This is a genomic window from Hydrotalea sp. GW822-HT8A01, from assembly GCF_058798575.1.
The window spans coordinates 1,370,058-1,393,492 of sequence record NZ_CM179506.1 but is presented as its reverse complement, the minus strand read 5'-3'; the positions used below and the strand labels follow the sequence as shown (position 1 = coordinate 1,393,492).

The window sequence follows — 23,435 nt, the reverse complement described above, 5'->3', positions numbered from 1 at the left end:
TGTTCAATGATTAAAGGCTTTTTTAGACTGAAAGGATAACAGAATATACTTAGGCGAAGAATAACAATGAATTTTACTAAACATCAGAAAAATAAATTCATGGAGAACAACCCAACGCCACATCCTTTGCTTTGCTGGGATATTGTATTAGAAGGAATAGAACGGCGCAAGCAATTAAAAAAAGATTTGGAAGCACTACAAAATATTATGTACCGGAACGAATGGAAAGAAGTGCGTGCTGCTTTTCAGGAAGCCTTAATTTGGGAAGATAAAACCATTATAGTTACCGATACCCAATTAAACATCATTCACGCCACTGAAAACTTACATACCATGAATGGTTATTGGCCCCATGAAGTAATAGGCCAACGCCCAACGCTATTTCAGGGGCCGGCCACTTCTCTTGATACACGTAAAGCCATTAAAATGGCTATTGATGCCTTGCAACCTTTCCAAACCTCATTAGTAAATTATCGTAAAAACGGCAGTATATATACCTGCCATATTGAAGGCTTCCCCATATTCAACCAATCAGGCAGGTTGGTAAATTTTATGGCTATTGAAAAAGCAGCTTAATCAATATTTTTAAACCATTACTTCAGCTATTGACTACTGTATTGTATCAACATAATTTGATTTAATATTGTAGTATGAAGTTAGTTAAAAATATTATTTTCGATTTAGGTGGTGTTTTCATAAACCTCGATTTTCAAAAAACAAATGAGGCATTTCAACAACTAGGTGCCACACAATTCTACAGTTTCTTTTCACAAACCCACTCCAATAGCCTTTTTGCAGCTTTAGAAACCGGCACCATTGCAACACATGATTTTTATGATGCTTTCAGAAAACAAACAGGTATCCTGGCAACAAACAAAGCCATTGCCCATGCCTGGAATGCTATGTTAATTAACTTTCCACCCGAAAGAATTGAATGGCTCAATTTGATACAAAATAAATACGATGTTTTTCTGTATTCCAACACCAATCAAATTCATTACGATTGTTTCATGGAAATGTTTAAACGTGATACCGGCAAAGACAATTTTAACCGCTATTTCAAAAAAGCCTATTATTCTCACAAAATAAAAATGCGCAAGCCGGATGCAGATGGATTTCAACTTATTTTACAGGAACAAAATTTAGCCCCGGAAGAAACTTTATTTATTGATGATACGTTACCTAACATACAAACAGCCCATTCGTTAGGATTACAAACCATACACCTGAAAGCACCACTAACGGTGTTAGATATACCGTTATAACTGTTCTATAATCGAATCACCATGGCTTCATAAGGGCGTAAGGGCATTTTATTTTTTAATGTGATAGTTATAGGTGTTTTTACATAATTGGCCAATACCACTTTTGCTTTAGCAGATAATGTAGGACTACTAAATACCGCATCTTTAGCAGAAAAATTCAATAGTATCAAAAATTTACCGGCAGCATCTTCTCTAAGGTATGCATATACCTGTGGATTGGCTTTATCCAGCAATGTGTATTTGCCATAAACCAGGGTTGGGTTGTTTTTACGCAGTTGTACTAATTTTCTAAAATAATGCAGACAACTATTCGGGTCATTTTCTTCAACAGCAACGTTCACTGTTTTATAATTCGCATTGATGCCAATCCAGGACATTCCGGTTGTAAAACCTGCATTTCTGGAACTATCCCATTGAAAGGGGGTTCTGCCATTATCCCTTGCTCCAAAAGAAAGATTTTTCAGCAGTGCTTGCACATTGCCGCCCGTCATTTGTGTATGCTTGTATTCATCTAATATTACCTGATCCCGATAATCATGAATGGATGAAAATTTGGGATTGGTCATGCCCAATTCATCCCCATTATAATAAAAAGGAGTGCCCCGCATGGTAAGTAAAAAAGTAGAGAGCATTTGTGAGGAATGGGTTCTAAACTGTGGTAGATCATTTCCAAATCTGCTCACCATTCTGGCCTGATCATGATTGGCCAAAAAAACAGCCAGCCACCCACTGTGTTCAAAAGCACTATCCCATTGCGAAAAAATCGATTTAAATTGCAACAAGCTGTATCCGTTAGGCTTCGCAAGGTCTACCCCATTAAAAGCATAAGCAATATTCAGTTCATGCCGGTTACTATCTACCAAATTATGTGCATCTTCAAACGTATTACCGGCACCTTCTGCTACACTCATTACATCGTATTTACTAAAAATTTGCTGGTTCATTTGTTGTAAATAGCTGTGTATATTACCCTGCATGGCATAATAACGTGTAAAATCTTTTTCAAACCCTTTCGGGAACATGGGGAAGGTGGTATCTTTTGCCACAAATTGAAAAGCATCTAACCTAAATCCGTCAATGCCTTTATCAGCCCAAAAGCGCATAATATTGTACACTTCATTTCTAACTTTAGGATTTTCCCAATTTAAATCGGGTTGTTTATCTGAAAAATAATGCAGGTAATAGGCATTGGTGAGTGTATCATACTTCCAGGCATCATGATTAATATCGAACAAACTATAACGATAAGGTGGTTTCCCATTTTCAGCATTCCACCAATGATAATAGTTGCGATAGGGGTTATTTCTTGAACTCCGGCTTTTCTGAAACCATTCGTGTTCGTTGCTACTGTGGTTCACCACCAAATCCATTACCAATTTAATACCTCTGCGGTGCATTCCATTTAACAAAGAATCAAAATCGGCCATCGTCCCAAATTCAGGCAAAATTTTGCGGTAATCGCTTACATCATAGCCATTATCAAAATTGGGCGATTGGTAAATGGGGTTTAACCAAACCACATCAACACCTAAACTTTTAATATAATCTAATTCAGAGATAATGCCTTTTAAATCGCCTACGCCATCGCCGTTGCTATCTTTAAAACTTCTGGGATAAATTTGATACACAATGGCTTCTTTCCACCATTTTTGATTGGCATCTGCTTTTGGTAGTTCAGATTGTGCATTACTATTTTCAGCACAAACAGTGAGACATAATAAAAAAATGGCAAGTATATTTTGTTTCATAAATAGTTTGATGAAAGGATGAAGTATTTAAATAACACAATGTATCAGAAAGCAGAAGCGCATTCCTTTAATATATCCGGCTTTATTTCATTTCTTCAAAATCAATATACTCTTCATCTGCCGGTTTTGTTTTAGAAGATGCAGCTTTAGATGTGGCATTAAAATTATTTTGCGATTCAGCAGCCTGCTGTTGCGCTTGTTGCATGGCATTAATCTTCTGTTTCATTTCAGAAGTAGCTTTGCCAATTGGCACCACCAAATCAAATACAAACTTGTAAATCAGATACAATACACAACTCCAAATAATAATTTTTAACATAGTGGCAAAAATACAATAACAGGGTTTAATTACAACCCTCCGGCCATTTTTTAACCATTTATAATAAGTTCCTATTTCTAATTTGGAGCGTAATCATTTTATCCATTACATTTGCAACGGAAAAAAGAACGATAGAAGGGAACGGAAGCGTTCCCTTCTGCTTTATAGGTATGTCAACACAAACACACATAGAACAAATTACCGGCATTGTAAATAGCATGCTGGAAACCGAGCCTTCATTTTTTTGCGTAGCGGTTAAAGTAAAACCCACACAAAATATAAAGGTGTTTTTAGATGGCGATGAAGGATTGCCCATTGAAAAATGCGTGTACTTTAATAGAAAACTGTATCAATTAATCACAGAAGCGGGTATTTTTCCGGAGGGCGAATTTAGTTTGGAAGTTTCTTCACCCGGCGTTGGTGAGCCGCTAAAACTACACAGGCAATATGTTAAAAATATTGGCAGAAATGTTGAAGTAGTATTTACCGACGACACCATTAAACAAGGTGTTTTGCTGGCCGTGGCAGAACAGGATATTTTATTGGAACATACAACAGGAAAAGGCAAAAAAGCTATCACACAACAAATTTTAATACCATTTACTACTATAAAAACAACAACCGTTCAAATTAAATTTTAATATTCATCAGGCCCGTTTGTATCAACAAAGCCTGAACTACCGCTAAAAAATTGAATTATGGCAAGTATTAATCTTATTGACGCATTTCAGGAATTTAAAGACACCGAAAATCTGGACAGACCTACTTTGATGAAAGTAGTAGAAGATGTTTTTAAAACCTTATTACGCAAAAAATATGGTAGCGACGAAAATTTTGACGTAATTGTAAATGCCGAAAAAGGCGATTTGGAAATCATCCGCCGCCGGATGATTGTAGAAGATGGAGAAGTGCATGACCCACTTGCCGAAATCAGCTATTCAGAAGCCGTTAAAATAGAGCCCGATTTTGAAGTAGGCGAAGAATTGTATGAAGAAGTTGATATGCTCGACTTTGGCCGCCGTGCTATTTTAGCTGCCAAACAAACTTTGGCCAGCCGTATCAACGATTTAAAAAAGAATGTACTGGTAAAAAAATACAGCGATCGCATTGGTGAAATCATTTCTGCCGATGTGCATCAGGTTTGGAAAAAAGAAGTTTTATTAATGGATGAAGAAGAGAATGAATTAATTTTGCCAAAATCTGAACAAATACCACAAGACTTTTTCCGCAAAGGCGAAACCATACGTGCAGTTGTTGCAAGAGTTGATTTAAAAAACAATTCCCCTGTCATCATACTTTCACGAACCAGCCCTTTATTCTTAGCCAAACTTTTAGAAATAGAAGTACCGGAAATTTTTGACGGACTAATATCAATCAAGAAAATTGTTCGTGAGCCGGGTGAAAGAGCAAAAGTAGCAGTAGAATCTTATGACGACAGAATTGACCCCGTTGGTGCCTGTGTAGGCATGAAAGGAAGTCGTATTCATGGAATTGTACGTGAATTGAAAAACGAAAATATTGATGTTATTAATTACACCAATAATATCCAGCTACTCATTCAACGCTCTTTAACACCTGCTAAAATCAGCTTCATGAATATTGATACAGAGAAGAAGCAGGCTGATGTTTATTTGAAAGCTGATCAGGTATCGCTTGCCATTGGCCGAAGAGGCGTAAATATTAAATTAGCTTCTGAACTAACCGGATATACTTTAGATGTGTTTAGGGAAGATGAAGAAAAAACAGATGAATTTGACATTGACCTGGAAGAATTTAGCGATGAAATTGAACCCTGGGTAATTGAAGCATTCAAAAAAGTAGGATGCGATACGGCCCGCAGTGTTTTAAATTTAAATGAAGATGAACTGGAAAGAAGAACCGATCTGGAAAAAGAAACCATTGCCGAAGTAAGAAGAATTTTACAGGCCGAATTTGATAACGATGAAGCATAAAACCTTTCTTTTTTAATACCATAAAAAAAGTTTATGCAAAAACTTGAGTATTTTAAAGCAACATATTAGGCCATAAACGGTCTTATATATACATTTGAACGTTGCCTTTAACAAAAAGGCGCGGATGGATTAAATAAAACGGAATGTCAGAACTGAAATTACCACGATTATTAGCAGCAGCCAAAGAGTTTAATGTTGGTCAGGATACCATTATTGAATTTTTGGGGAAGAGAGGTTTTAACAAAGAGGAGCTGAAACCAACAGCCAAACTTTCGGTAGAAATGTATCTTGCCCTTCAGGCCGAATTCCAAAGTGATAAACAAGCTAAGAATAAAGCTGATCAGGTAGAAATACCTAAAATTGCTCCGGCAGAACCAAGAAAAAGAAAGGAAGAAGAAGAAGTAAGTTTTAAAAAAGAGGAAAAAAAATCACTCCCCAAAGAAGAACTTAAGGAAACATTGAAAGAAACAGAATCGGAATCTGTTCAGAAAAAAACTACACCAGCCGAAGTTCCTACCGTTGAATTACCATCTGAACCTATTCTTACAGAAGCGCCCATCATCCAGGAAAAGCATCCCGAACCGGAAGTAATTGTACCCGAAAAATCTGCAGAAGATGACTTTATTAAGTTAGAGGTTCCCGAAATAGAAGGGCCTAAAATTATTGCAAAGATTGATTTAGATGCAATAGATACTTCTACCAGACCTAAAAAATCTTCCAGAAAGAAAGAAGATACATCCGATAAAAAGGAACCGATAGTTGAAAGTACTACCCCGGTTACTCCACGTGTTCAACCCGAAGAAATTACGGTTGTTGCTAAAGAAGAACAACCCACAGCAACACCTGTAACCAATATAGAATCCAACATTCCACACCAGGATGGTGCACCGGTTATTGAAAATATTGAAGTGGAAAAATTAACCGGCCCCAAAATATTAGGGAAAATACAATTGCCAATTGACAGTGACACCCGGCCCAAACCTTCTTCACGTGAAGAAAGCCGTAAGCAACGCAAACGCATTCCGCTAAACAAAGTAGGTGGTAACCAACCCGGAGGACAATTTAACCGCGAACCCAAAGCAGGTGGCGGCCCACGTCAGGGTAATGTAGCTGCAGGTACTACTGTTAATGCAGGCGGTACACCGGTTACAGGACCCAACCGGCCCATACAACCCGCTAATAACCGCAATAATCAGCCGCAAGGTGGTGGCGGAACAGGTGGCAACCGGAACAACAATAACCGACATACCCCACACCAACGAGGTGCCGGACGTGATCATAGAAAAGAAGAAAAAGAAATTGACGCAAAAGATATTCAGGAAAAAATAAAAGAAACGCAGGCTAAATTAGCCGGTGCAGGTGGCAGAGGTAAAAGCCTAAAAGCAAAATATCGCCGTGCCAAACGAGATGAAGCTGCCGAATCAATGGGCGAATTATCGGAAGATAATAAACTACAGGTAACAGAATTTATCAGCGTAAGCGAACTGGCCAATTTAATGGACGTAAGTTTTGCAGATGTAATTGGTAAATGTATGAACCTGGGCATTATGGTGTCTATTAACCAACGCCTTGATGCAGAAGTAATTGAATTAGTGGCTAGTGAATTTGGCTATGAAGTAGAATTTATTGGCGTGGATGACGTGGATGAATTAAATGAGGAAGAAGAAGAGGAAGATACCCAAAACTTAGTAAGCCGCCCACCAATAGTAACCATTATGGGCCACGTTGACCATGGTAAAACCTCATTACTCGATTATATTAGAAATGCCAATGTAGTTGCAGGTGAAGCAGGCGGTATTACCCAGCACATTGGTGCGTATGAAGTTACCTTACCCGAAAGTGGCAAACACATTACATTTTTAGATACACCCGGACACGAAGCCTTTACCGCTATGCGTGCTAGAGGTGCAAAAGTTACAGACATTGCAGTTATTGTTATTGCAGCAGATGATGCCGTAATGCCACAAACCAAAGAGGCCATTAGCCACGCACAAGCTGCCAATGTACCCATGATTTTTGCCATCAATAAAATTGATAAAGAAGGCGCCAATCCACAAAAAATATATGAACAACTTTCCAATATGAATATTTTGGTGGAAGAGTGGGGTGGAAAATACCAAAGTCAAGAACTGAGTGCCAAACAAGGTTTAAATGTTGATTTACTTTTAGAAAAAATATTGCTGGAAGCAGAATTGTTAGATCTGAAAGCCAACCCCAATAAAGAAGCATCCGGCTCTATTATAGAAGCCACTTTAGATAAAGGTCGCGGCTATGTAGCTACTATTCTGGTTCAAAATGGCACCCTTAAACAAGGTGATATTATTGTAAGTGCACAATATTATGGCCGTGTTAAAGCCATGTTTAACGAACGGAATCAAAAAATTACAGAAGCACCTCCATCAACACCCGCAGTTATTTTAGGCTTAAATGGTGCACCACAGGCCGGTGAAAAATTTAAAGTATATAAAGGTGAATCTGAAGCCAAAGAATCTGCCAATAAACGGGCACAATTAATGCGTGAACAGGGACTTAGAGCACGTAAACATATTACCCTAGATGAAATTGGACGTAGATTAGCTTTGGGTAACTTTAAAGAATTAAATATTATCATCAAAGGTGATGTGGATGGTTCAATAGAAGCATTGAGCGATTCTTTACAAAAACTTTCTACCGCTGAAATTGCAGTGAATGTTGTACACAAAGCAGTGGGTCAGATTTCAGAAAGTGATGTATTGCTGGCTACCGCTTCTGATGCCATTTTAATTGGCTTCAATGTTCGCCCATCGGCACAAGCTGCCCGTCTGGCACAAAATGAGGGCGTAGAAATTAAAATGTACTCCATTATTTACAATGCTATTGAAGAAGTGAAGAGCGCCATGGAGGGTATGTTGGAACCCAAAATTCAGGAAAAAGAAGTGGCCACCGTTGAAGTACGCGAAGTATATAAATTTGATAAAGCTACCGTTGCAGGTTGCTTTGTTTTAGAAGGCCGTATAAAAAGAGATGCAAAAATCAGATTGTTTAGAGATGGCATCTTAATTTATCCACGTCAGGAAGGTGCATTTGCTGAATTAGGCAGTTTAAAAAGATATAAAGATGATGTAAAAGAAGTGCCCTCTAATATGGAGTGCGGCTTAACCATTAAAAATTATACTGATTTAGCAGTAGGTGATACCATTGTAGCTTATGAAGAAGTAGAAATAAAACGTACATTATAACCATACTTTCCTATCATTTGCTTCAGGATGTAGCGGGTAAGCCTGCCTGAAGCAAATTTTTTTGTTAAAAGCTTTAGCAGTGAGCAGTTTCACACAGTTTAGAAGTACTTTTGAAACACACAATACCTAAATATTTTATCCTGAATAGCATGCAGGAATAAACATTTTTAAATAAATGAAATAGCCTTGCAGGTGATACATAGTAAAAAATTATGAAGCAGTTTTTATTAGTAAGCATTCTTTTCTTTTCCGTATCTGCCACTATAAAAGCGCAGGTACAAAAAGTAGTAGCCGATAAAATTGTTGCCCAGGTTGGCGATAAAATTATTTTACGATCAGATGTAATGAATGCTATTTCAGATGCCAAACGTCAGGGTCAGGAAGCATCATTACCTCCACATCCTGAATGTGCCTTTTTAGAAGCACAACTCATTCAAAAAGCATTGGTTTTACAAGCTGAAAAAGATTCACTCGTTGTTTCTGATGAAGATTTGGATGCAGCTTTAGACAATCAAATCAGAGGTTTTATCAGAGAATATGGTTCGAAAGAAGTACTGGAGGAAATTGCAGGTAAAACCATTTATCAAATTAAAGAAGATTTCAGGCCGGCATTCAGAGACAGAAAATTAGCCGACCAGATGCGCAATAAAATTCTGGAGAACGTAAAAGTTACTCCCAATGAAGTAAAAGCATATTTCGATAAAATTCCAAAAGACAGTCTCCCATTTTTTGAAAGCGAAATTGAAGTGAGCCAAATTTTGGCACAGCCAAAAGCGAATAAAGAAGTAGAAGATTATGTATCAAAAGATTTATACAGCTATAAAAAACAAGTTGAATCGGGCCAGAAAAGATTTGATCAGTTAGCAAAGCTATATTCTGATGATGTGGAAACAGAAAAACAAGGTGGTTTATTACACCTGAACAGAAACGATAAATTCTGGGATCCTACATTTTTGGCCACTGTATTTAAATTGAAGGAAGGTCAAATTTCTCCGGTTATTAAATCAAAATTTGGTTTACACATCATTCAATTAGTAAGCCGTTCCGGCGATGATGCTGTAGTACGCCACATTCTTAAAATTCCACCGGTAACACAAACAGAAATTGATTTATCCGTTCAAAAATTAGACTCGGTTCGTAATTTAATTGAAACCAAACAAATGACTTTCGGTGAAGCTGTTAACCGCTTTAGCGACGATGATAACAGCAAATTTACCGGCGGTCAAATTCAGGGAAGGGATGGCAGTTCATACATTACCATTGATCAGTTACCCGATAAAGACTTAATTCCATTATTAAAAACACTGAAGCCCGGACAAATATCGCAACCACAAGTTTATACCGACGACCGGGGCAGAAAAATGGTACGATTGGTTTATCTGAAAACCAGAACAGAGCCACATCGCGAAAACCTGAAAGAAGATTATAACAAAATTGCCCAGCAGGCGCTGGAAGATAAAAAACAATCGAAATTAGAACAATGGTTTAACGATCATTTACCTAATTTCTACATTACTATCGATAAAGAATTTAAAGGTTGCAAATCGTTGGATGAGTGGTGGAAATATGCTGCCAGAAATTAAAAGTTGTAGCATATCTAGTTCAATCCACTTTCTTCAAACATATTCAAAACCATTTTACCAACAGTAGAAATGGTTTTTTATTTTTTAAAAGAGGGCAATCTAGCTGCAATAAAAAAATTGCAGAATTACAGCCCACTTTGTATCATTACACCAACTGTACACCGTTATTTTAAAGTAAATTCAAAATTTATACGGTAGCAACTTCGGCCTCTTTCAACAATTGCAGATGCGCCTGAAACAAATTGCTCAACAAATTTTCAGATTTTTTTTCAGTACCAATCAAATCCTGTAAACTCACTTTATCTAATAATTGATCAATGGAGAACTGTACCATTTGCCACAATGAACGAACAGAACAATCTACCGAATTATTGCAAAAACGCATAGAGCCAGAATACGTACCGCAAAACTCTTTTGAAAACAATGCCCCACCCAATGATTTTAATACCTTATTTACATTAATTTCAGATGCAGGTCGGGCCAAAACATAGCCGCCCACATTACCGGGTGTACTATTAATATATCCTGCCTTCCGCAACAATCGGGTTAATTTAGCCACATAAGCCATTGTTAAACCCTCGGCAACACTCAGTGCTTGTATGCTCATGCTTTCACTATCCTTACACCTTGCAATGCGGAGTAAAATACGAAAACCATATTCTTCCTGTGAAGTTATTTTCATGTTGCAATTTTTTAAGGTAAGCGTACAGATTTAAAATATATTAAAAAATAATTTATTTTCAGTATTAAATTTGAATGCTGGCGTTACATAAATCCTAAAGTAAGTTGAGCAGCCTCACTCATCATGCTTCTATCCCATGGCGGATCCCAAACTACTGAAACATGCACATCATTTACCCCTTCAATAGCACGCACTTTTTGGTCAACTTCAATTGGTAATTCCTGAGCAGCCGGACAGCTGGGTGCAGTTAAAGTCATTACAATCTGCACATTGTTAATAGGCAGAATTTCAACTTCATAAATCAGACCCAGCTCGAAAATATCTACCGGAATTTCCGGATCGTATATTTCATGTAAAACTTCAATCACTTTTTCTTTTAATACTTCTGGTTCCATAGTTTTCCTTTTTCAGGAGTTAATAGATTGAAACGCCAATGCATAATGTTTCATTTGCTGAATCATGGCACGCAAACCATTGGAACGAGTTTGTGCCAAATGTGTCATCATGCCTATTTCTTGCAAAAAATCTAATTGTGCTTGTAAAATTTCCTGAGGTGTAACACCGGATAAAACTTTAATCAGCAAACTCACCAATCCTTTTACAATTACCGCATCACTATCTGCTTTAAAAAATACTTTCCCATCTGAATAATTGGCTACTAACCAAACAGTTGACTGGCAGCCTTTAATGATATTTTCTGCTAACTTATATCGCTCATCCAGCGGTGGAAGTTTTTTACCCAGTTCAATGATGTATTCATATTTTTCTTCCCAGCTATCCAATAAAGCAAATGCTTCAATTATTTCTGCCTCTCTTGCTGCAATAGTGCTTGATTCACCCATATTATAAAAGCATTTTAATTGATTTTTGAATGCCGTTAATTAGCCGGTCTACTTCTTCCATTGTATTATATGCGGCAAAAGAAGCACGAACCGTTCCGGGAATACCCAAACGGTGCATTAAGGGTTGTGTACAATGATGCCCGGTTCTAACTGCAATGCCCTGATTATCTAATAAAACACCCATATCTTGCGGATGAATATTGTTTACCAGAAAAGAAATAACTCCGGTTTTATTTTCAGCCGTTCCATAAATGCGCAAATTTGGAATTTGGAGCATTTGATTTGTAGCATATTCCAATAATTCTTTTTCATGTTGGTGTATCATTGCAATATCGGTTTCACGCATAAAATCAATCGCTGCCTTTAATGCAATGGTATCAGCAATGTTTGGGGTGCCTGCTTCGTATTTGTACGGCAATTCAGCATAAATAGTTTTGGCAAAACTTACTTCTTTTATCATTTCGCCGCCTCCCATAAATACGGGCATTGCTTCTAACAAAGCCATTTTACCATACAAAACACCAACGCCTGTTGGAGCATAAATTTTATGTCCTGAAAAAACATAAAAGTCACAATCCATTTTTTGTACATCAATATCTAAATGAACAGTAGCCTGAGCGCCATCCACTAACACAAGCGCACCAGCCTTGTGTGCCATTTGTATGATTTCAGATATCGGATTAATGGTGCCTAAACTATTCGATACATAAGTAATGGCAACCAATTTCGTTTTAGACGTTAGTAGTTGCCGGTATACATCTAACAACAACTCACCTTCATCGCTAATGGGAATAACCTTTAATACTGCTTTTTTTTCTTCACAAAGTATTTGCCAAGGCACAATATTGGAGTGATGTTCCATTTCAGAAATGATGATTTCATCACCCTCCTGAATATTTTTTCTTCCCCATGTATTAGCAACCAGATTGATTGACTCAGTGGTACCTCGTGTAAAAATTATTTCTTCGCTACAAGATGCATTGATAAAAACCTGTACTGCTGTGCGTGTTGCTTCATAAGCAGCCGTTGCTTCTTCTGCAAGTGTATGAATACCTCTGTGAATATTGGCATTTGAGTGCATATAATAACGGCTCAATGCATCAATAACAACCATTGGCTTTTGTGTAGTTGCAGCATTATCGAGATATACGATAGGCTTGTTATGAATAGTGCGGTTCAATATTGGGAATTGTTTCCGAATATCTTCCACCTGCAATCTATTCAATATAAGGGTTGATGTTTCCATAATGATATCAGCTGATTTGAACGGAGAGCCTGTTTACAATAAGTGCTTCAATGTGTTCGCGTAATGATTCAATTTTAATTTTTTCAATAACATCGTTTGCAAATGCCTGCAACAACATAGCTTTAGCCTGTGCAGCATCAATACCACGGGAACGCAGATAAAACAAAGCTTCCTCATCTAACCTTCCTATAGTACATCCATGAGAACATTTAACATCGTCAGCAAAAATTTCTAACTGAGGTTTGGTATTTACACTGGCCCTTGCACTCAACAAAATATTTTTATTACTCTGGTATGCATTGATTTTTTGAGCCTGTGGCCGCACATAAATTTTCCCGCTAAAAACGCCTGTTGTTGCTTCATCCATTACACCTTTATACAACTCATTACTAAAGCAATGGGGTTCTCTGTTATCAACCAATGTATGATTATCAGTATGTGTATTCCCTTTCAACAAATACAAGCCATACATATGTGCCTCATTACCTGGTGTTTCCATAATAATATTGGTGTTGTTACGAACTATGCCACCATCTAAAGTAACCACTACGGTATGCACATAGCTTTTGCCAATTTGGCGAATATGGGTTGTGTTTACCTGATTGGCTACTGCAATATCATTTTGTAGTTTATAATATTCAAACACCGCATTGCCTGCAACCACCACTTCCATTACTTCATTTGTAAAACTATCTGAACTACCTGCAGTTTTATATGTTTCAACCAACTTCAATTCAGCTGATTCTGCCAGGTATATCAAACTGCGGGGCTGAGCCAGAACCGGATTTTGAACAGTATCGGCAATATGATAAATATACAATGGCAGTGCTACCTGTACTTTTTTGGGAACATACACAAATACACCACCGTTAATGAAAGAGGTATTTAGTGCATGAATACCATCCTGCAAATACAAACTGCTTTTACCCAAGTGCTCTTTCAAAATATCAGAAAAACGTATATCATTGGCTGCTTCTTCCATTGATAAAATAACCAGTTCATTGGCTGCAGAACGAATATTAGAAAGCAACGGATTGTACAAACCATTTACAAATACCAATTCGTTGGCTGTTGCACTATCAGGCAAGCGAAATGTATTAACAGACGCCTGATTAATAGTTGAAATTTTTTCTGAAAAAATGTATGACTGTTTAAATAAATGACTGACCGGAGTATACCGCCACTCTTCATTTTTATATGATGGTATACCTACATTTTGATAGGTTTGAAAACCTTTTTGTCTAACCTCATTCAACAACACATTTGGATGCGATGATTGCAATGTGCCAAACTTTTCATTTATATACGCCGTTTGTAAAATTGCCATATTACTGGAATATTTTTGGAATTGATTTTAAATAGTTGTAGCCCCAAACTCTTCTTTAATATAGTCGTAGCCTTGGTCTTCCAGAGTTAGTGCTAACTCCTTGGTTCCTGATTTTACAATACGTCCCTTATACAAAACATGTACAAAATCGGGTTGTAAATAATCCAATAAACGTTGATAATGGGTAATAACAATAATAGCGTTGTCTTTATTTCGCAGTTTATTTACACCACTGGCCACTATTCGTAAGGCATCAATATCCAATCCTGAATCTGTTTCATCCAAAATAGTGAGCTTCGGTTCAAGCATCGCCATCTGAAAAATTTCATTCTTCTTTTTTTCACCGCCTGAAAAGCCTTCATTCACTGATCGTGTCAGCAGGGCTTTATCAATTTCAACCAACTGCATTTTTTCTTTCATTAATTTCAAAAAAGCTACGGCATCTAAGGGTTCTAAGCCATGGTATTTTCTTTTTTCATTTAAAGCAGTTTTAATAAAATTGGTAGTGCTTACACCCGGAATTTCAACCGGATATTGGAAGGCAAGAAACAACCCTTCTCTGGCTCTTTCTTCAGGCGAAAGTTCCAACATATTTTTCCCAAGAAACTCAATTGAGCCCTCAGTTACTTCATACTCTTCCCTTCCTGCCAGTACAGATGCCAGCGTACTTTTACCCGAACCATTCGGACCCATGATGGCGTGTACTTCGCCGGGTTGAATATCAAGATTGATTCCTTTTAAAATTTCTTTACCTTCAATAGCAGCATGAATGTTTTGAATAGATAACATATTATTAAAATGTAATTAATGAAAAAATTAGTTTTAACCAACACTTCCTTCCAGACTGATAGCCAGCAGTTTTTGTGCTTCTACAGCAAATTCCATAGGCAATTGATTCATCACTTCTTTTGCAAAGCCCGTAACAATGAGCGCTACGGCAGCTTCAGTATCAATACCGCGTTGACGGCAGTAAAAAAGCTGGTCTTCACCAATTTTAGAAGTGGTGGCCTCATGTTCAATAACAGCTGATGGATGCGCAGCTTCTATGTAAGGAAAGGTATGTGCACCACACTGATCGCTCAAAAGCAAAGAATCGCACTGAGAAAAATTACGGGCATTGATGGCATTTTTACCCACCCGAACCAATCCGCGATAACTATTCTGGCTTTTGCCAGCTGAAATACCTTTTGATACAATTCGGCTACGGGTGTTTTTGCCCAAATGAATCATTTTGGTACCGGTATCGGCTTGCTGTAAATGATTGGTAAGTGCTACTGAATAAAATTCGCCAACAGAATTATCGCCTTTCAAAATTACACTAGGATATTTCCAAGTAATGGCAGAACCTGTTTCTACCTGCGACCAAGATATTTTAGCATATTCGCCTAAGCAAATACCTCTTTTGGTAACAAAATTGTAAATACCTCCGGCACCATTGGCATCGCCTGGATACCAGTTTTGTACAGTCGAATATTTAATTTCGGCTTTGCGATGCGCCACCAATTCAACCACAGCGGCATGTAATTGATTTTCATCCCGTTTAGGGGCAGTACAACCTTCCAGATAACTTACATAAGATTCTTCTTCTGCCACAATCAGTGTTCTTTCAAACTGACCTGTATTTTCAGTATTTATTCGGAAATAAGTAGATAATTCCATGGGGCAACGAACCCCTTTGGGAATATAGCAGAATGAACCATCGGTAAAAACAGCACTATTCAGGGCTGCAAAATAATTATCGGTCATGGGCACTACAGAGCCTATATATTTTTGGACCAGCTCCGGATGGTTTTGAATGGCCTCGCTCATAGAGCAAAAAATAATACCCACTTCGGCCAATTGTTTTTTAAAGGAAGTAGCTACAGACACACTGTCCATTACCACATCCACAGCCACACCGGTTAATCGTTTTTGCTCATTAATCGATATCCCCAATTTCTCGAAGGTTTTCAGTAATTCGGGATCTACTTCATCCAATCCGTTTAAGGCCTTTTTCTTTTTGGGAGCAGCATAATAAATAATATCCTGGAAATTAATAGGTGGATATGTTACATTGGGCCATTGGGGCTCTTCCATTTTTAGCCAGTGGGCAAAAGCTTTTAACCGCCAGTTCAGCATCCATTCAGGCTCATTTTTTTTCTTTGAAATGAGCCGTACAATTGATTCATCAATTCCTTTTGGAACAGTATCTGTTTCAATGTCTGTAACAAACCCGTACTTGTACTCTGAACCAATGGTTTGTTCCAAAACATCCATTTCTTCTTTCATTCTACCTGTTTTTTTATCGTGAAGAGCAATTCGGTAACAACTGCAAAGTTAACAGCTTTTTACTGTTTGTACAAAATAGTATAAACAGAAAATTAAATTTTCTGCATTTCAAAAGTAGGCTCCCGTTGGTTAGTTTTTATAAAAATTTAAAAAAGCACGATTGACTGATGCTTCTAAAATTCCCTTTTTGATTGAAAATAAGAAAAATTTGAAAAATTGCATGTATGTACATACATTTGTGTTATGAAATTAGAACAAGCCATACAAAGTAATAAATTTAAAGACGAGGTGCATAAATCGGCATTGAACATTTTATATACTGCCTGGTGGTTAAAAACCCAATCGGCCATTATTTTAAAGCAATTTGGCATTACACATGAACAGTTTAATGTACTGCGTATTTTAAAAGGGAAACATCCGGATGACATGTGCGTAAGAGACATTGCAGGAAGGATGATTGAAAAAAACTCAAATGTGCCCAGAATTATAGACAGACTGGAACTAAAAAAATTGGTAGAACGCAAGCAATCACAAATTGACAAACGTGAAACGGTAATTCATTTAACACCATTAGGTGTAAATCTTTTAGAAAAATGCAGTGAGGCGATAGATACACACCGAGCCACTGAATTTGCAATAAATAATGAAGAAGCAAGGCAACTCAATGCATTACTCGAAAAAATCCGATCGAAAGAAGTATAAAAATTTTTTAAGTAGATAGATGTACATACATATAATTAACAAAATAAGCACATTCAAAATTTAAAGTATTAAAACATGAAAACCATTTTACATACAGCGGCTTCAAGAGGTCATGCACAACATGGCTGGTTAAACAGCTGGCATACCTTCAGTTTTGCAGATTATTATAATCCGGAACGTATGCATTTTGGTGCATTAAGGGTTTTAAATGATGATACTGTTGCTCCGGGAATGGGCTTTGGAGCGCATCCACACCAAAATATGGAAATCATATCAATACCCCTGCATGGTGATTTACATCATAAAGACAATACGGGCCGTGATGCCATTATTAAAGAAAATGATGTACAGATAATGAGCGCAGGCAGTGGCATTGTGCACAGCGAAACCAATGCCAACAAAGACAAACAGGTACAGTTTTTACAAATATGGGTAATGCCTAAAAATTTAAATATTGCGCCCAGGTATCAGCAAATCACATTACAGCAGGAAGATTTATTGAACCGTTTAAAAACCATTGTTGCACCCAATGATGAAAATGCATTATGGATCAATCAGGATGCATGGTTCAGCATGGGCAAATTTTCAAAAGATACTACGATCGAGTATCGTTTGCAGAACAAGAACCATGGCGTTTACATTTTTATGATAGAGGGTGCCGCAAATGTTAACAAAATAACATTAAACAAAAGAGATGCGCTGGGGGTTTCAGCAACCGATAACATTCCATTGTCTGTTCAGGCAGGCTCACATATTTTATTAATGGAAGTGCCCATTTTGCAATAAATATAAAACATACAAAAAAACATGTCAACAAAAAATATTCAGCGACTTATTTCCGGTAACCCTACCCAAGTTGGTAGTATTGATGTGCTGGAATTACTGCCCAACAGCGGCAATTTTTTTGATCCTTTTTTAGTATTCCATCATGGCATAGCCAAAGCAGACCCTGCCATTCCCATCCGTTTGCAGGGTGTTGGTCCACACCCACATCGTGGCTTTTCGGCTATTAGCTTTATTTATAAAGGAGGTGTGCATCACCAGGATAGCCGGGGCAATAATCATGTAGTATATGCAGGCGGTACCCAATGGATACATGCAGGAATGGGTATTATTCACAGCGAACGCCTACCTGCCGATATTTTTGAACACGGCGGTGTACAGGAATTGTTACAGGTTTGGATTAATACACCTGCAGCCTATAAAATGGATCAGCCGCATTATTATCCCGCAACGCAAGCGGAAACACCCTCCATTCAAACATCAGATGGTTTAACCAACATCTTAATCCCCTCCGGAGAACTGGATGGCATTAAAGGTATCATTCCAACTTTTACACCAGTCAATACATGGATGGTGCAAATGAAAAAAGGCGGTGTGTATACTTTTCATATTCCGGCTACACACCAATCGCTGGTGTATGTATTAAGTGGGGCCATATTATTCAATTCCAACACAAGCATTGCTGCCCGCCGGTTAGCATTGTTGCAGCAAAATGGAACAACATTTACCATTGATGCTATCGAAGACAGTAATTTATTTATTGGCAGTGGCGAACCTTTGAACGAGCCCATTGCGGCACACGGCCCTTTTGTAATGAATACACAAACAGAAATTTTACAATCGTTTAAAGATTACCAAATGGGCAAAATGGGGGTTTTAATTGAAGCAACATCTTAAATACAAACACATATTTATTCATTAAACTTTAAAAACAAAAAAAATGGCCACTTACAAAATTGATGCAGCACACAGTGAAGTAACATTTAAAGTAAAACACCTGATGATTTCAAGTGTAACCGGAAAATTTCAGCAATTCGACGGGAGTTTACAAGTTGTGAAAGATGATTTTACCGATGCAAAAATCAACTTTGAAGCCGATGTAAACAGCATTACTACTGGCAATGAACAAAGAGACGGGCATTTAAAAAGTGATGATTTTTTTGCAGCCGACAAATTTCCAAAGCTGCTTTTCCAATCAACCGATATTAAGAAAGTAAATGATGAAAAATACAGCTTAACCGGCAACCTAACCATTAGAGATATTACCAAAACCGTGACTTTAGATGTTTCTTACGGCGGTCAGATTGTGGACCCTTGGGGACAAACCAAATTGGGTTTTGAAGTAGAAGGAAAAATTAATCGTAAAGATTTTGGCCTTACCTGGAGCGCCACTACCGAAACTGGCGGTATAGTAGTAAGTGATGAAGTGAAATTACACATGAATTTTGAGCTGGCAAAACAAGCCTGATAGCATGCACAATACCCATTTCAAAATAATGGCAGGATGAACATTTGCTATTCATCCTGCTTTATTCCGGAAATAAAAACCATAAAAGCAACTTTCCAACACATTTGCTGTTGAATTAAGCAACAAATATTGATTATGAATATTGAAATTATTTCAGGCAGTCCCAGAAAAGATAGTGTTACCCAAAGACTATCCATTTATTTAAAGAATTATTTGGCAGAAAATACAGCACATACTGTACAAATGATTGATGTAAAAGATTGGGAAATAGGGCTTTTACAGCAGGTATATACTTCAGAAGAGCATGCTCCTGAACATCTAAAACCATTGGCCAGGAGAATTTTTGCAGCCGATGCCTTTATTTTGGTAACCCCCGAATACAATGGCAGCTATTCCGCCGCATTGCAAAATTTATTGGATCACTTCCCCAAACAACCACATAAAACGTTTGGCATTGTTACCGCATCAACCGGTGCATTGGGTGGTATGCGCAGCGCACAGCAATTACTGTTGCTGGTACCCGCCCTGTTTGGCATAGTTTCTCCCTATTTATTGGTAACCCCTTTTGTTGATCAAAAATTTAGCCCCGAAGGCAAACTATTGGATAGCAGTTTTCAAAAAAACATCGACAATTTCATCAAAGAATTTTTATGGCTTGCAGAAAGTTTGCACCCCGAAACGGTAACTTCCTATAATTAACCTTTCAATAAAGTGGCGGAGTTGTAACTTCGCCACTTCTTTTTATAAACTTTACATGAGCGACGAAATAAAACACGAATGCGGTTTGGCATTCATCCGGTTACGCAAACCCTTATCATTCTATCTGGAAAAGTACGGAACGGCCCTTTACGGTTTAAACAAATTGTACCTTTTAATGGAAAAGCAACACAACCGTGGGCAGGATGGCTCCGGTATTGCTTCCGTAAAATTAAATGTACCCAATGGCTATGCATTTTTAAACAGAATGCGCAGCGCTGTTCCACAATCTATTGCAGAAATATTTTATAGAATTGGTTTAGAAGTACAAGAACTGGAAAAATACCAGAAAGACATTACACAACAGCCCGAATTATTAAAAGGTCATTTACCCATGCTGGGCGAACTAATGTTAGGCCATTTGCGGTATGGTACCCAGGGAAAAAACAATGCAGAATTTTGCCACCCTTTTATAAAAAGAGATTTATTACCAGGAAGGAATTTAGCCTTAGCCGGCAATTTTAATTTGGTGAATACGGAAGAACTGTATCAATTGCTGAATATTGAACCCGGCGAATTTCAAAAACAAAGCGATTTGGCTGCCATGATGGAAGTGGTGCATCATTTTTTGGTAAAAGAAGATGAAGCAAACCCCAACCAGGCCTCCATAACACAAGTGCTAAAAAAAGCAACACCATTGTTTGATGGTGGATATACTTTTGGCGGATTAACAGGTAACGGTTACAGCTTTGTGATGCGTGATGCACATGGCATAAGACCTGCCTATTATTTTGTGCATGATGAATTTATTGTGGCAGCCAGTGAAAGGGCCGCCATACGCACTACTTTTAATGTGGGCGAAAATGAAGTAAAAGAATTAATGCCCGGTTGTGCTTTAATTGTAAATGATGATGGGAAATATGCCATTGAACAAATTTTACCCCCAAAGGAAAGAAGAGCCTGCTCTTTCGAACGCATTTATTTTTCACGTGGCAGCGATGAAAAAATTTACCGCGAAAGAATTGCCTTAGGGCACCATCTAAGCAAAACAGTATTAGAAAGCATTGATTATAATTTAAAACAAACCATTTTTTCATACATACCCAATACCGCAGAAGTAGCATTTTATGGCTTAGTAAAGGGAATGGAAGAATACCTGAACCAAATTAAAATTCAACGCATTTTAAGTTGGGGCAATGATTTTACGGAAGATAAACTGCAGGAAATGATTAACCGTAAAATAAGACAGGAAAAAATAGCGATTAAAGATGTGAAGCTGCGCACTTTTATTACAGAAGACAATAGCCGAAATGAAATGGTGCAGCACGTCTATGATATTACTTACGGTACCGTAAAAAAACAGGAAGACACTTTAGTAGTTATTGACGATAGTATTGTAAGAGGTACTACTTTAAAAGAAAGCATTATAAGAATGTTGGCCCGTTTAGAGCCTAAAAAAATTATTGTAGTTTCTTCAGCCCCGCAAATACGTTACCCGGATTGCTATGGAATTGACATGAGCAAAATGGGCGATTTCATTGCTTTTAAAGCAGCCCTTTCATTGCACAAAAAACGGGATATTGAAGCCGATCTGGAGCAGTTGTTCCAAACCTGCAAAGAAATGGAACGCAACAATCAGTTACATACCGAAAATATGGTTCGGCAGGTGTATAAACCCTTTAGTACAGAAGAAATATCGGCTGAAATTGCCCAATTAATTACGCCTTCTGAATTAAATTTAGATGTAGAAGTGATTTTTCAAACCATTGAAGATTTGCATGAATCATGCCCTACCAATACCGGCGACTGGTATTTTACTGGCAACTATCCCACCCCTGGTGGCAACAAGGTTTGCAATAAAGCTTTTATGAATTACATGGAAGGGAAAAATGTAAGAGGCTATTAATTAAACGCTAAATGCATCATGAAGCAATTATTAATTATTCGGCATGCCAAAAGTAGTTTGGATGCACTTACTGATTTTGACCGACCTTTAAACAATAGAGGGCAAATGGAGGCTGCTGAAATGGCCCAAAAACTCATTGCAGAAAATATTACGGTAGATGCTTTTATTTCAAGCCCGGCTTTAAGAGCCATAAGCACTGCCTCTTATTTTTTAGAAGCCTTTCAACAAAAGGGAAAATTGTTGTACAATCAAATTACTGAAGCACCCGAATTGTACGACGCCGAATTAGATACTTTTTTTCATGTTACTGAAAAATTAGATGATGCCATTCAGTCAGCCGCCTTGTTTTCACACAATCCGGGCATTACAGAGTTTGCCTACAAATGTTCCTCTTTTAAACAAGAAATAGTGCCCATACCTACCTGCGGGGTAGTTGGCATTGCTGTAGATGCAGCTTCCTGGAAAGATTTCAGCGCAGCGCCTAAGCATTTTCTGTTTTTCTATTCCCCCAAAAAAATTTAAATACATTTTTTTTACTATTCACCAAAAACACACCGATAAAAATACATAAGCCTGCCAGTAATTTAGTGAGTGTAAAATGTTCGCCCAAAAGCCATACTGCAATAATAGCTGCAAATACCGGTTGAGTATAAATGTAACTGCCCGTAACAGATGCGCCAATAACTGAGATACCATACACATTAAAGAGATATGCCACAAATGTGGCACCTACACATATCAATGCCAATATCAGCCATTCAAATATGCCAAAAGCATACCATTGGGTTACAAAAAAATCGTCCCAGCAAAAGGGAATTAAAAACAAAGCTCCAAAGGTAAAAATCCAGCGCATTACATGCAATGCGCTATATACCTGCATTAAAGGACGAACCCAAACCATATAAAAAGCATAAGAGATGGCGTTCACCAAAATATACAAATCGCCAATAAGGCTGTCTTGCCTGTTGCCACTATTTTGTTTCATGACAATTAAAATAACAGCGCCTGATACGCCCATTAATAATCCCAATATTTTTACAACAGATAATTGTTCTTTTAACAAACATGCAGCAATGAATGTAATGAATATGGGCGTTGCCAAAGCAAGTAGCGATGCATGTATAGAAGAAGTAAGTGACAGGCCTTTAATAAAAAATAACTGATTAATTGTTACACCTGTAATACCACAGAGCACAAATAAGGAAATATGTTTGCGTTCAATGCCGGCACTGTTTCCAGGCTTTAATAAAAACAATGTCCAAAATAATATCAGTGCTGTTACTACCCTCGCAAAGTTTAATCCAAAAGGTAAAATAAATGCAGGGGTAATATATTTTACGGCTGCATAATTTACGCCAAAAAGCAGATTGGTGATTAATACGGCTGCATGTGCATTCCACCTGGTATTACTGAGCATATTGCAAATATAG

23 protein-coding genes are annotated in these 23,435 nt (G+C 37.6%); 13 read left to right on the top strand and 10 right to left on the bottom strand.

Going from position 1 to position 23,435, the window contains the following annotated elements:
- Positions 1–99 precede the first annotated feature (99 nt).
- Complete coding sequence (locus AC3QLY_RS06135) at positions 100–576, top strand: PAS domain-containing protein (RefSeq protein WP_218332054.1); 477 nt, start codon at positions 100–102, stop codon at positions 574–576.
- Between the two features lie 74 nt (positions 577–650).
- The gene (locus AC3QLY_RS06130) at positions 651–1,265 is read left to right on the top strand and encodes an HAD family hydrolase (protein ID WP_218332056.1); all 615 of its coding nucleotides are present in this window, start codon (positions 651–653) and stop codon (positions 1,263–1,265) included.
- A 5-nt stretch (positions 1,266–1,270) separates the two neighbouring features.
- On the opposite strand, the gene AC3QLY_RS06125 is transcribed toward AC3QLY_RS06130, so the two are convergent.
- Both AC3QLY_RS06125 and AC3QLY_RS06120 read right to left on the bottom strand, forming a co-directional pair.
- On the bottom strand, positions 1,271–3,013 hold the full coding sequence (locus AC3QLY_RS06125; protein ID WP_492990961.1) for a glycoside hydrolase family 13 protein: 1,743 nt from the start codon (positions 3,011–3,013) through the stop codon (positions 1,271–1,273).
- An 82-nt stretch (positions 3,014–3,095) separates the two neighbouring features.
- Complete coding sequence (locus AC3QLY_RS06120; RefSeq protein WP_068242352.1) at positions 3,096–3,332, bottom strand: hypothetical protein; 237 nt, start codon at positions 3,330–3,332, stop codon at positions 3,096–3,098.
- Between the two features lie 170 nt (positions 3,333–3,502).
- Between AC3QLY_RS06120 and AC3QLY_RS06115 the strand changes: the two genes are divergently transcribed.
- From AC3QLY_RS06115 to AC3QLY_RS06100, 4 genes are all read left to right on the top strand, one after another.
- Positions 3,503–3,973 carry an LSm family protein gene (locus AC3QLY_RS06115; RefSeq protein WP_218330943.1) on the top strand — a complete coding sequence of 157 codons (471 nt, stop codon included), beginning with the start codon at positions 3,503–3,505 and terminating at the stop codon, positions 3,971–3,973.
- Between the two features lie 57 nt (positions 3,974–4,030).
- The gene (gene nusA, locus AC3QLY_RS06110; RefSeq protein WP_218330944.1) at positions 4,031–5,284 is read left to right on the top strand and encodes a transcription termination factor NusA; all 1,254 of its coding nucleotides are present in this window, start codon (positions 4,031–4,033) and stop codon (positions 5,282–5,284) included.
- Between the two features lie 143 nt (positions 5,285–5,427).
- Positions 5,428–8,502, top strand: coding sequence for a translation initiation factor IF-2 (gene infB / locus AC3QLY_RS06105; RefSeq protein ID WP_074420745.1), 3,075 nt, complete (start codon positions 5,428–5,430; stop codon positions 8,500–8,502).
- A gap of 212 nt (positions 8,503–8,714) precedes the next feature.
- Complete coding sequence (locus AC3QLY_RS06100; RefSeq protein WP_218330945.1) at positions 8,715–10,085, top strand: peptidylprolyl isomerase; 1,371 nt, start codon at positions 8,715–8,717, stop codon at positions 10,083–10,085.
- Positions 10,086–10,272: 187 nt separating this feature from the next.
- Here AC3QLY_RS06100 and AC3QLY_RS06095 read toward each other — a convergent pair whose 3' ends face one another.
- The 7 genes from AC3QLY_RS06095 to sufB all read right to left on the bottom strand — a co-directional run bounded on the left by AC3QLY_RS06095 (position 10,273) and on the right by sufB (position 16,450).
- Positions 10,273–10,767 (bottom strand): RrF2 family transcriptional regulator, encoded by a 495-nt coding sequence (locus AC3QLY_RS06095; protein WP_074417819.1) that lies wholly within the window; start codon positions 10,765–10,767, stop codon positions 10,273–10,275.
- 83 nt (positions 10,768–10,850) lie between these two features.
- Positions 10,851–11,162, bottom strand: coding sequence for an iron-sulfur cluster assembly protein (locus AC3QLY_RS06090; RefSeq protein ID WP_492990957.1), 312 nt, complete (start codon positions 11,160–11,162; stop codon positions 10,851–10,853).
- A gap of 12 nt (positions 11,163–11,174) precedes the next feature.
- Positions 11,175–11,609: a SufE family protein gene (locus AC3QLY_RS06085; protein ID WP_068242339.1), complete on the bottom strand. Its 435-nt coding sequence runs from the start codon at positions 11,607–11,609 to the stop codon at positions 11,175–11,177.
- Position 11,610: 1 nt separating this feature from the next.
- A complete protein-coding gene (locus tag AC3QLY_RS06080) occupies positions 11,611–12,855 on the bottom strand; it encodes an aminotransferase class V-fold PLP-dependent enzyme (RefSeq protein ID WP_492990955.1) in 1,245 nt (414 codons plus the stop codon).
- Between the two features lie 7 nt (positions 12,856–12,862).
- Positions 12,863–14,182: a Fe-S cluster assembly protein SufD gene (gene sufD, locus AC3QLY_RS06075; protein ID WP_492990953.1), complete on the bottom strand. Its 1,320-nt coding sequence runs from the start codon at positions 14,180–14,182 to the stop codon at positions 12,863–12,865.
- A gap of 27 nt (positions 14,183–14,209) precedes the next feature.
- The gene (gene sufC / locus AC3QLY_RS06070) at positions 14,210–14,971 is read right to left on the bottom strand and encodes a Fe-S cluster assembly ATPase SufC (protein ID WP_074417821.1); all 762 of its coding nucleotides are present in this window, start codon (positions 14,969–14,971) and stop codon (positions 14,210–14,212) included.
- A gap of 33 nt (positions 14,972–15,004) precedes the next feature.
- Positions 15,005–16,450 (bottom strand): Fe-S cluster assembly protein SufB, encoded by a 1,446-nt coding sequence (gene sufB, locus AC3QLY_RS06065; RefSeq protein WP_074417822.1) that lies wholly within the window; start codon positions 16,448–16,450, stop codon positions 15,005–15,007.
- A gap of 243 nt (positions 16,451–16,693) precedes the next feature.
- On the opposite strand from sufB, the gene AC3QLY_RS06060 reads away from it, so the two are divergent.
- The 7 genes from AC3QLY_RS06060 to AC3QLY_RS06030 all read left to right on the top strand — a co-directional run bounded on the left by AC3QLY_RS06060 (position 16,694) and on the right by AC3QLY_RS06030 (position 22,527).
- Positions 16,694–17,152, top strand: a complete 459-nt coding sequence (locus AC3QLY_RS06060; protein WP_218330949.1) for a MarR family winged helix-turn-helix transcriptional regulator — start codon at positions 16,694–16,696, stop codon at positions 17,150–17,152.
- Between the two features lie 75 nt (positions 17,153–17,227).
- The gene (locus tag AC3QLY_RS06055) at positions 17,228–17,938 is read left to right on the top strand and encodes a pirin family protein (RefSeq protein ID WP_074420746.1); all 711 of its coding nucleotides are present in this window, start codon (positions 17,228–17,230) and stop codon (positions 17,936–17,938) included.
- Positions 17,939–17,959: 21 nt separating this feature from the next.
- Positions 17,960–18,832: a pirin family protein gene (locus tag AC3QLY_RS06050; RefSeq protein WP_074417824.1), complete on the top strand. Its 873-nt coding sequence runs from the start codon at positions 17,960–17,962 to the stop codon at positions 18,830–18,832.
- 43 nt (positions 18,833–18,875) lie between these two features.
- The gene (locus AC3QLY_RS06045) at positions 18,876–19,403 is read left to right on the top strand and encodes a YceI family protein (protein ID WP_492990950.1); all 528 of its coding nucleotides are present in this window, start codon (positions 18,876–18,878) and stop codon (positions 19,401–19,403) included.
- Between the two features lie 135 nt (positions 19,404–19,538).
- Positions 19,539–20,102: an NADPH-dependent FMN reductase gene (locus AC3QLY_RS06040; protein ID WP_492990948.1), complete on the top strand. Its 564-nt coding sequence runs from the start codon at positions 19,539–19,541 to the stop codon at positions 20,100–20,102.
- 55 nt (positions 20,103–20,157) lie between these two features.
- Positions 20,158–22,005: an amidophosphoribosyltransferase gene (locus AC3QLY_RS06035; protein WP_288071424.1), complete on the top strand. Its 1,848-nt coding sequence runs from the start codon at positions 20,158–20,160 to the stop codon at positions 22,003–22,005.
- 18 nt (positions 22,006–22,023) lie between these two features.
- Positions 22,024–22,527, top strand: a complete 504-nt coding sequence (locus AC3QLY_RS06030) for a SixA phosphatase family protein (protein WP_492990946.1) — start codon at positions 22,024–22,026, stop codon at positions 22,525–22,527.
- On the opposite strand, the gene AC3QLY_RS06025 is transcribed toward AC3QLY_RS06030, so the two are convergent.
- Complete coding sequence (locus AC3QLY_RS06025; protein WP_492990944.1) at positions 22,487–23,422, bottom strand: DMT family transporter; 936 nt, start codon at positions 23,420–23,422, stop codon at positions 22,487–22,489. The genes AC3QLY_RS06030 and AC3QLY_RS06025 overlap by 41 nt on opposite strands.
- Positions 23,423–23,435 lie beyond the last annotated feature (13 nt).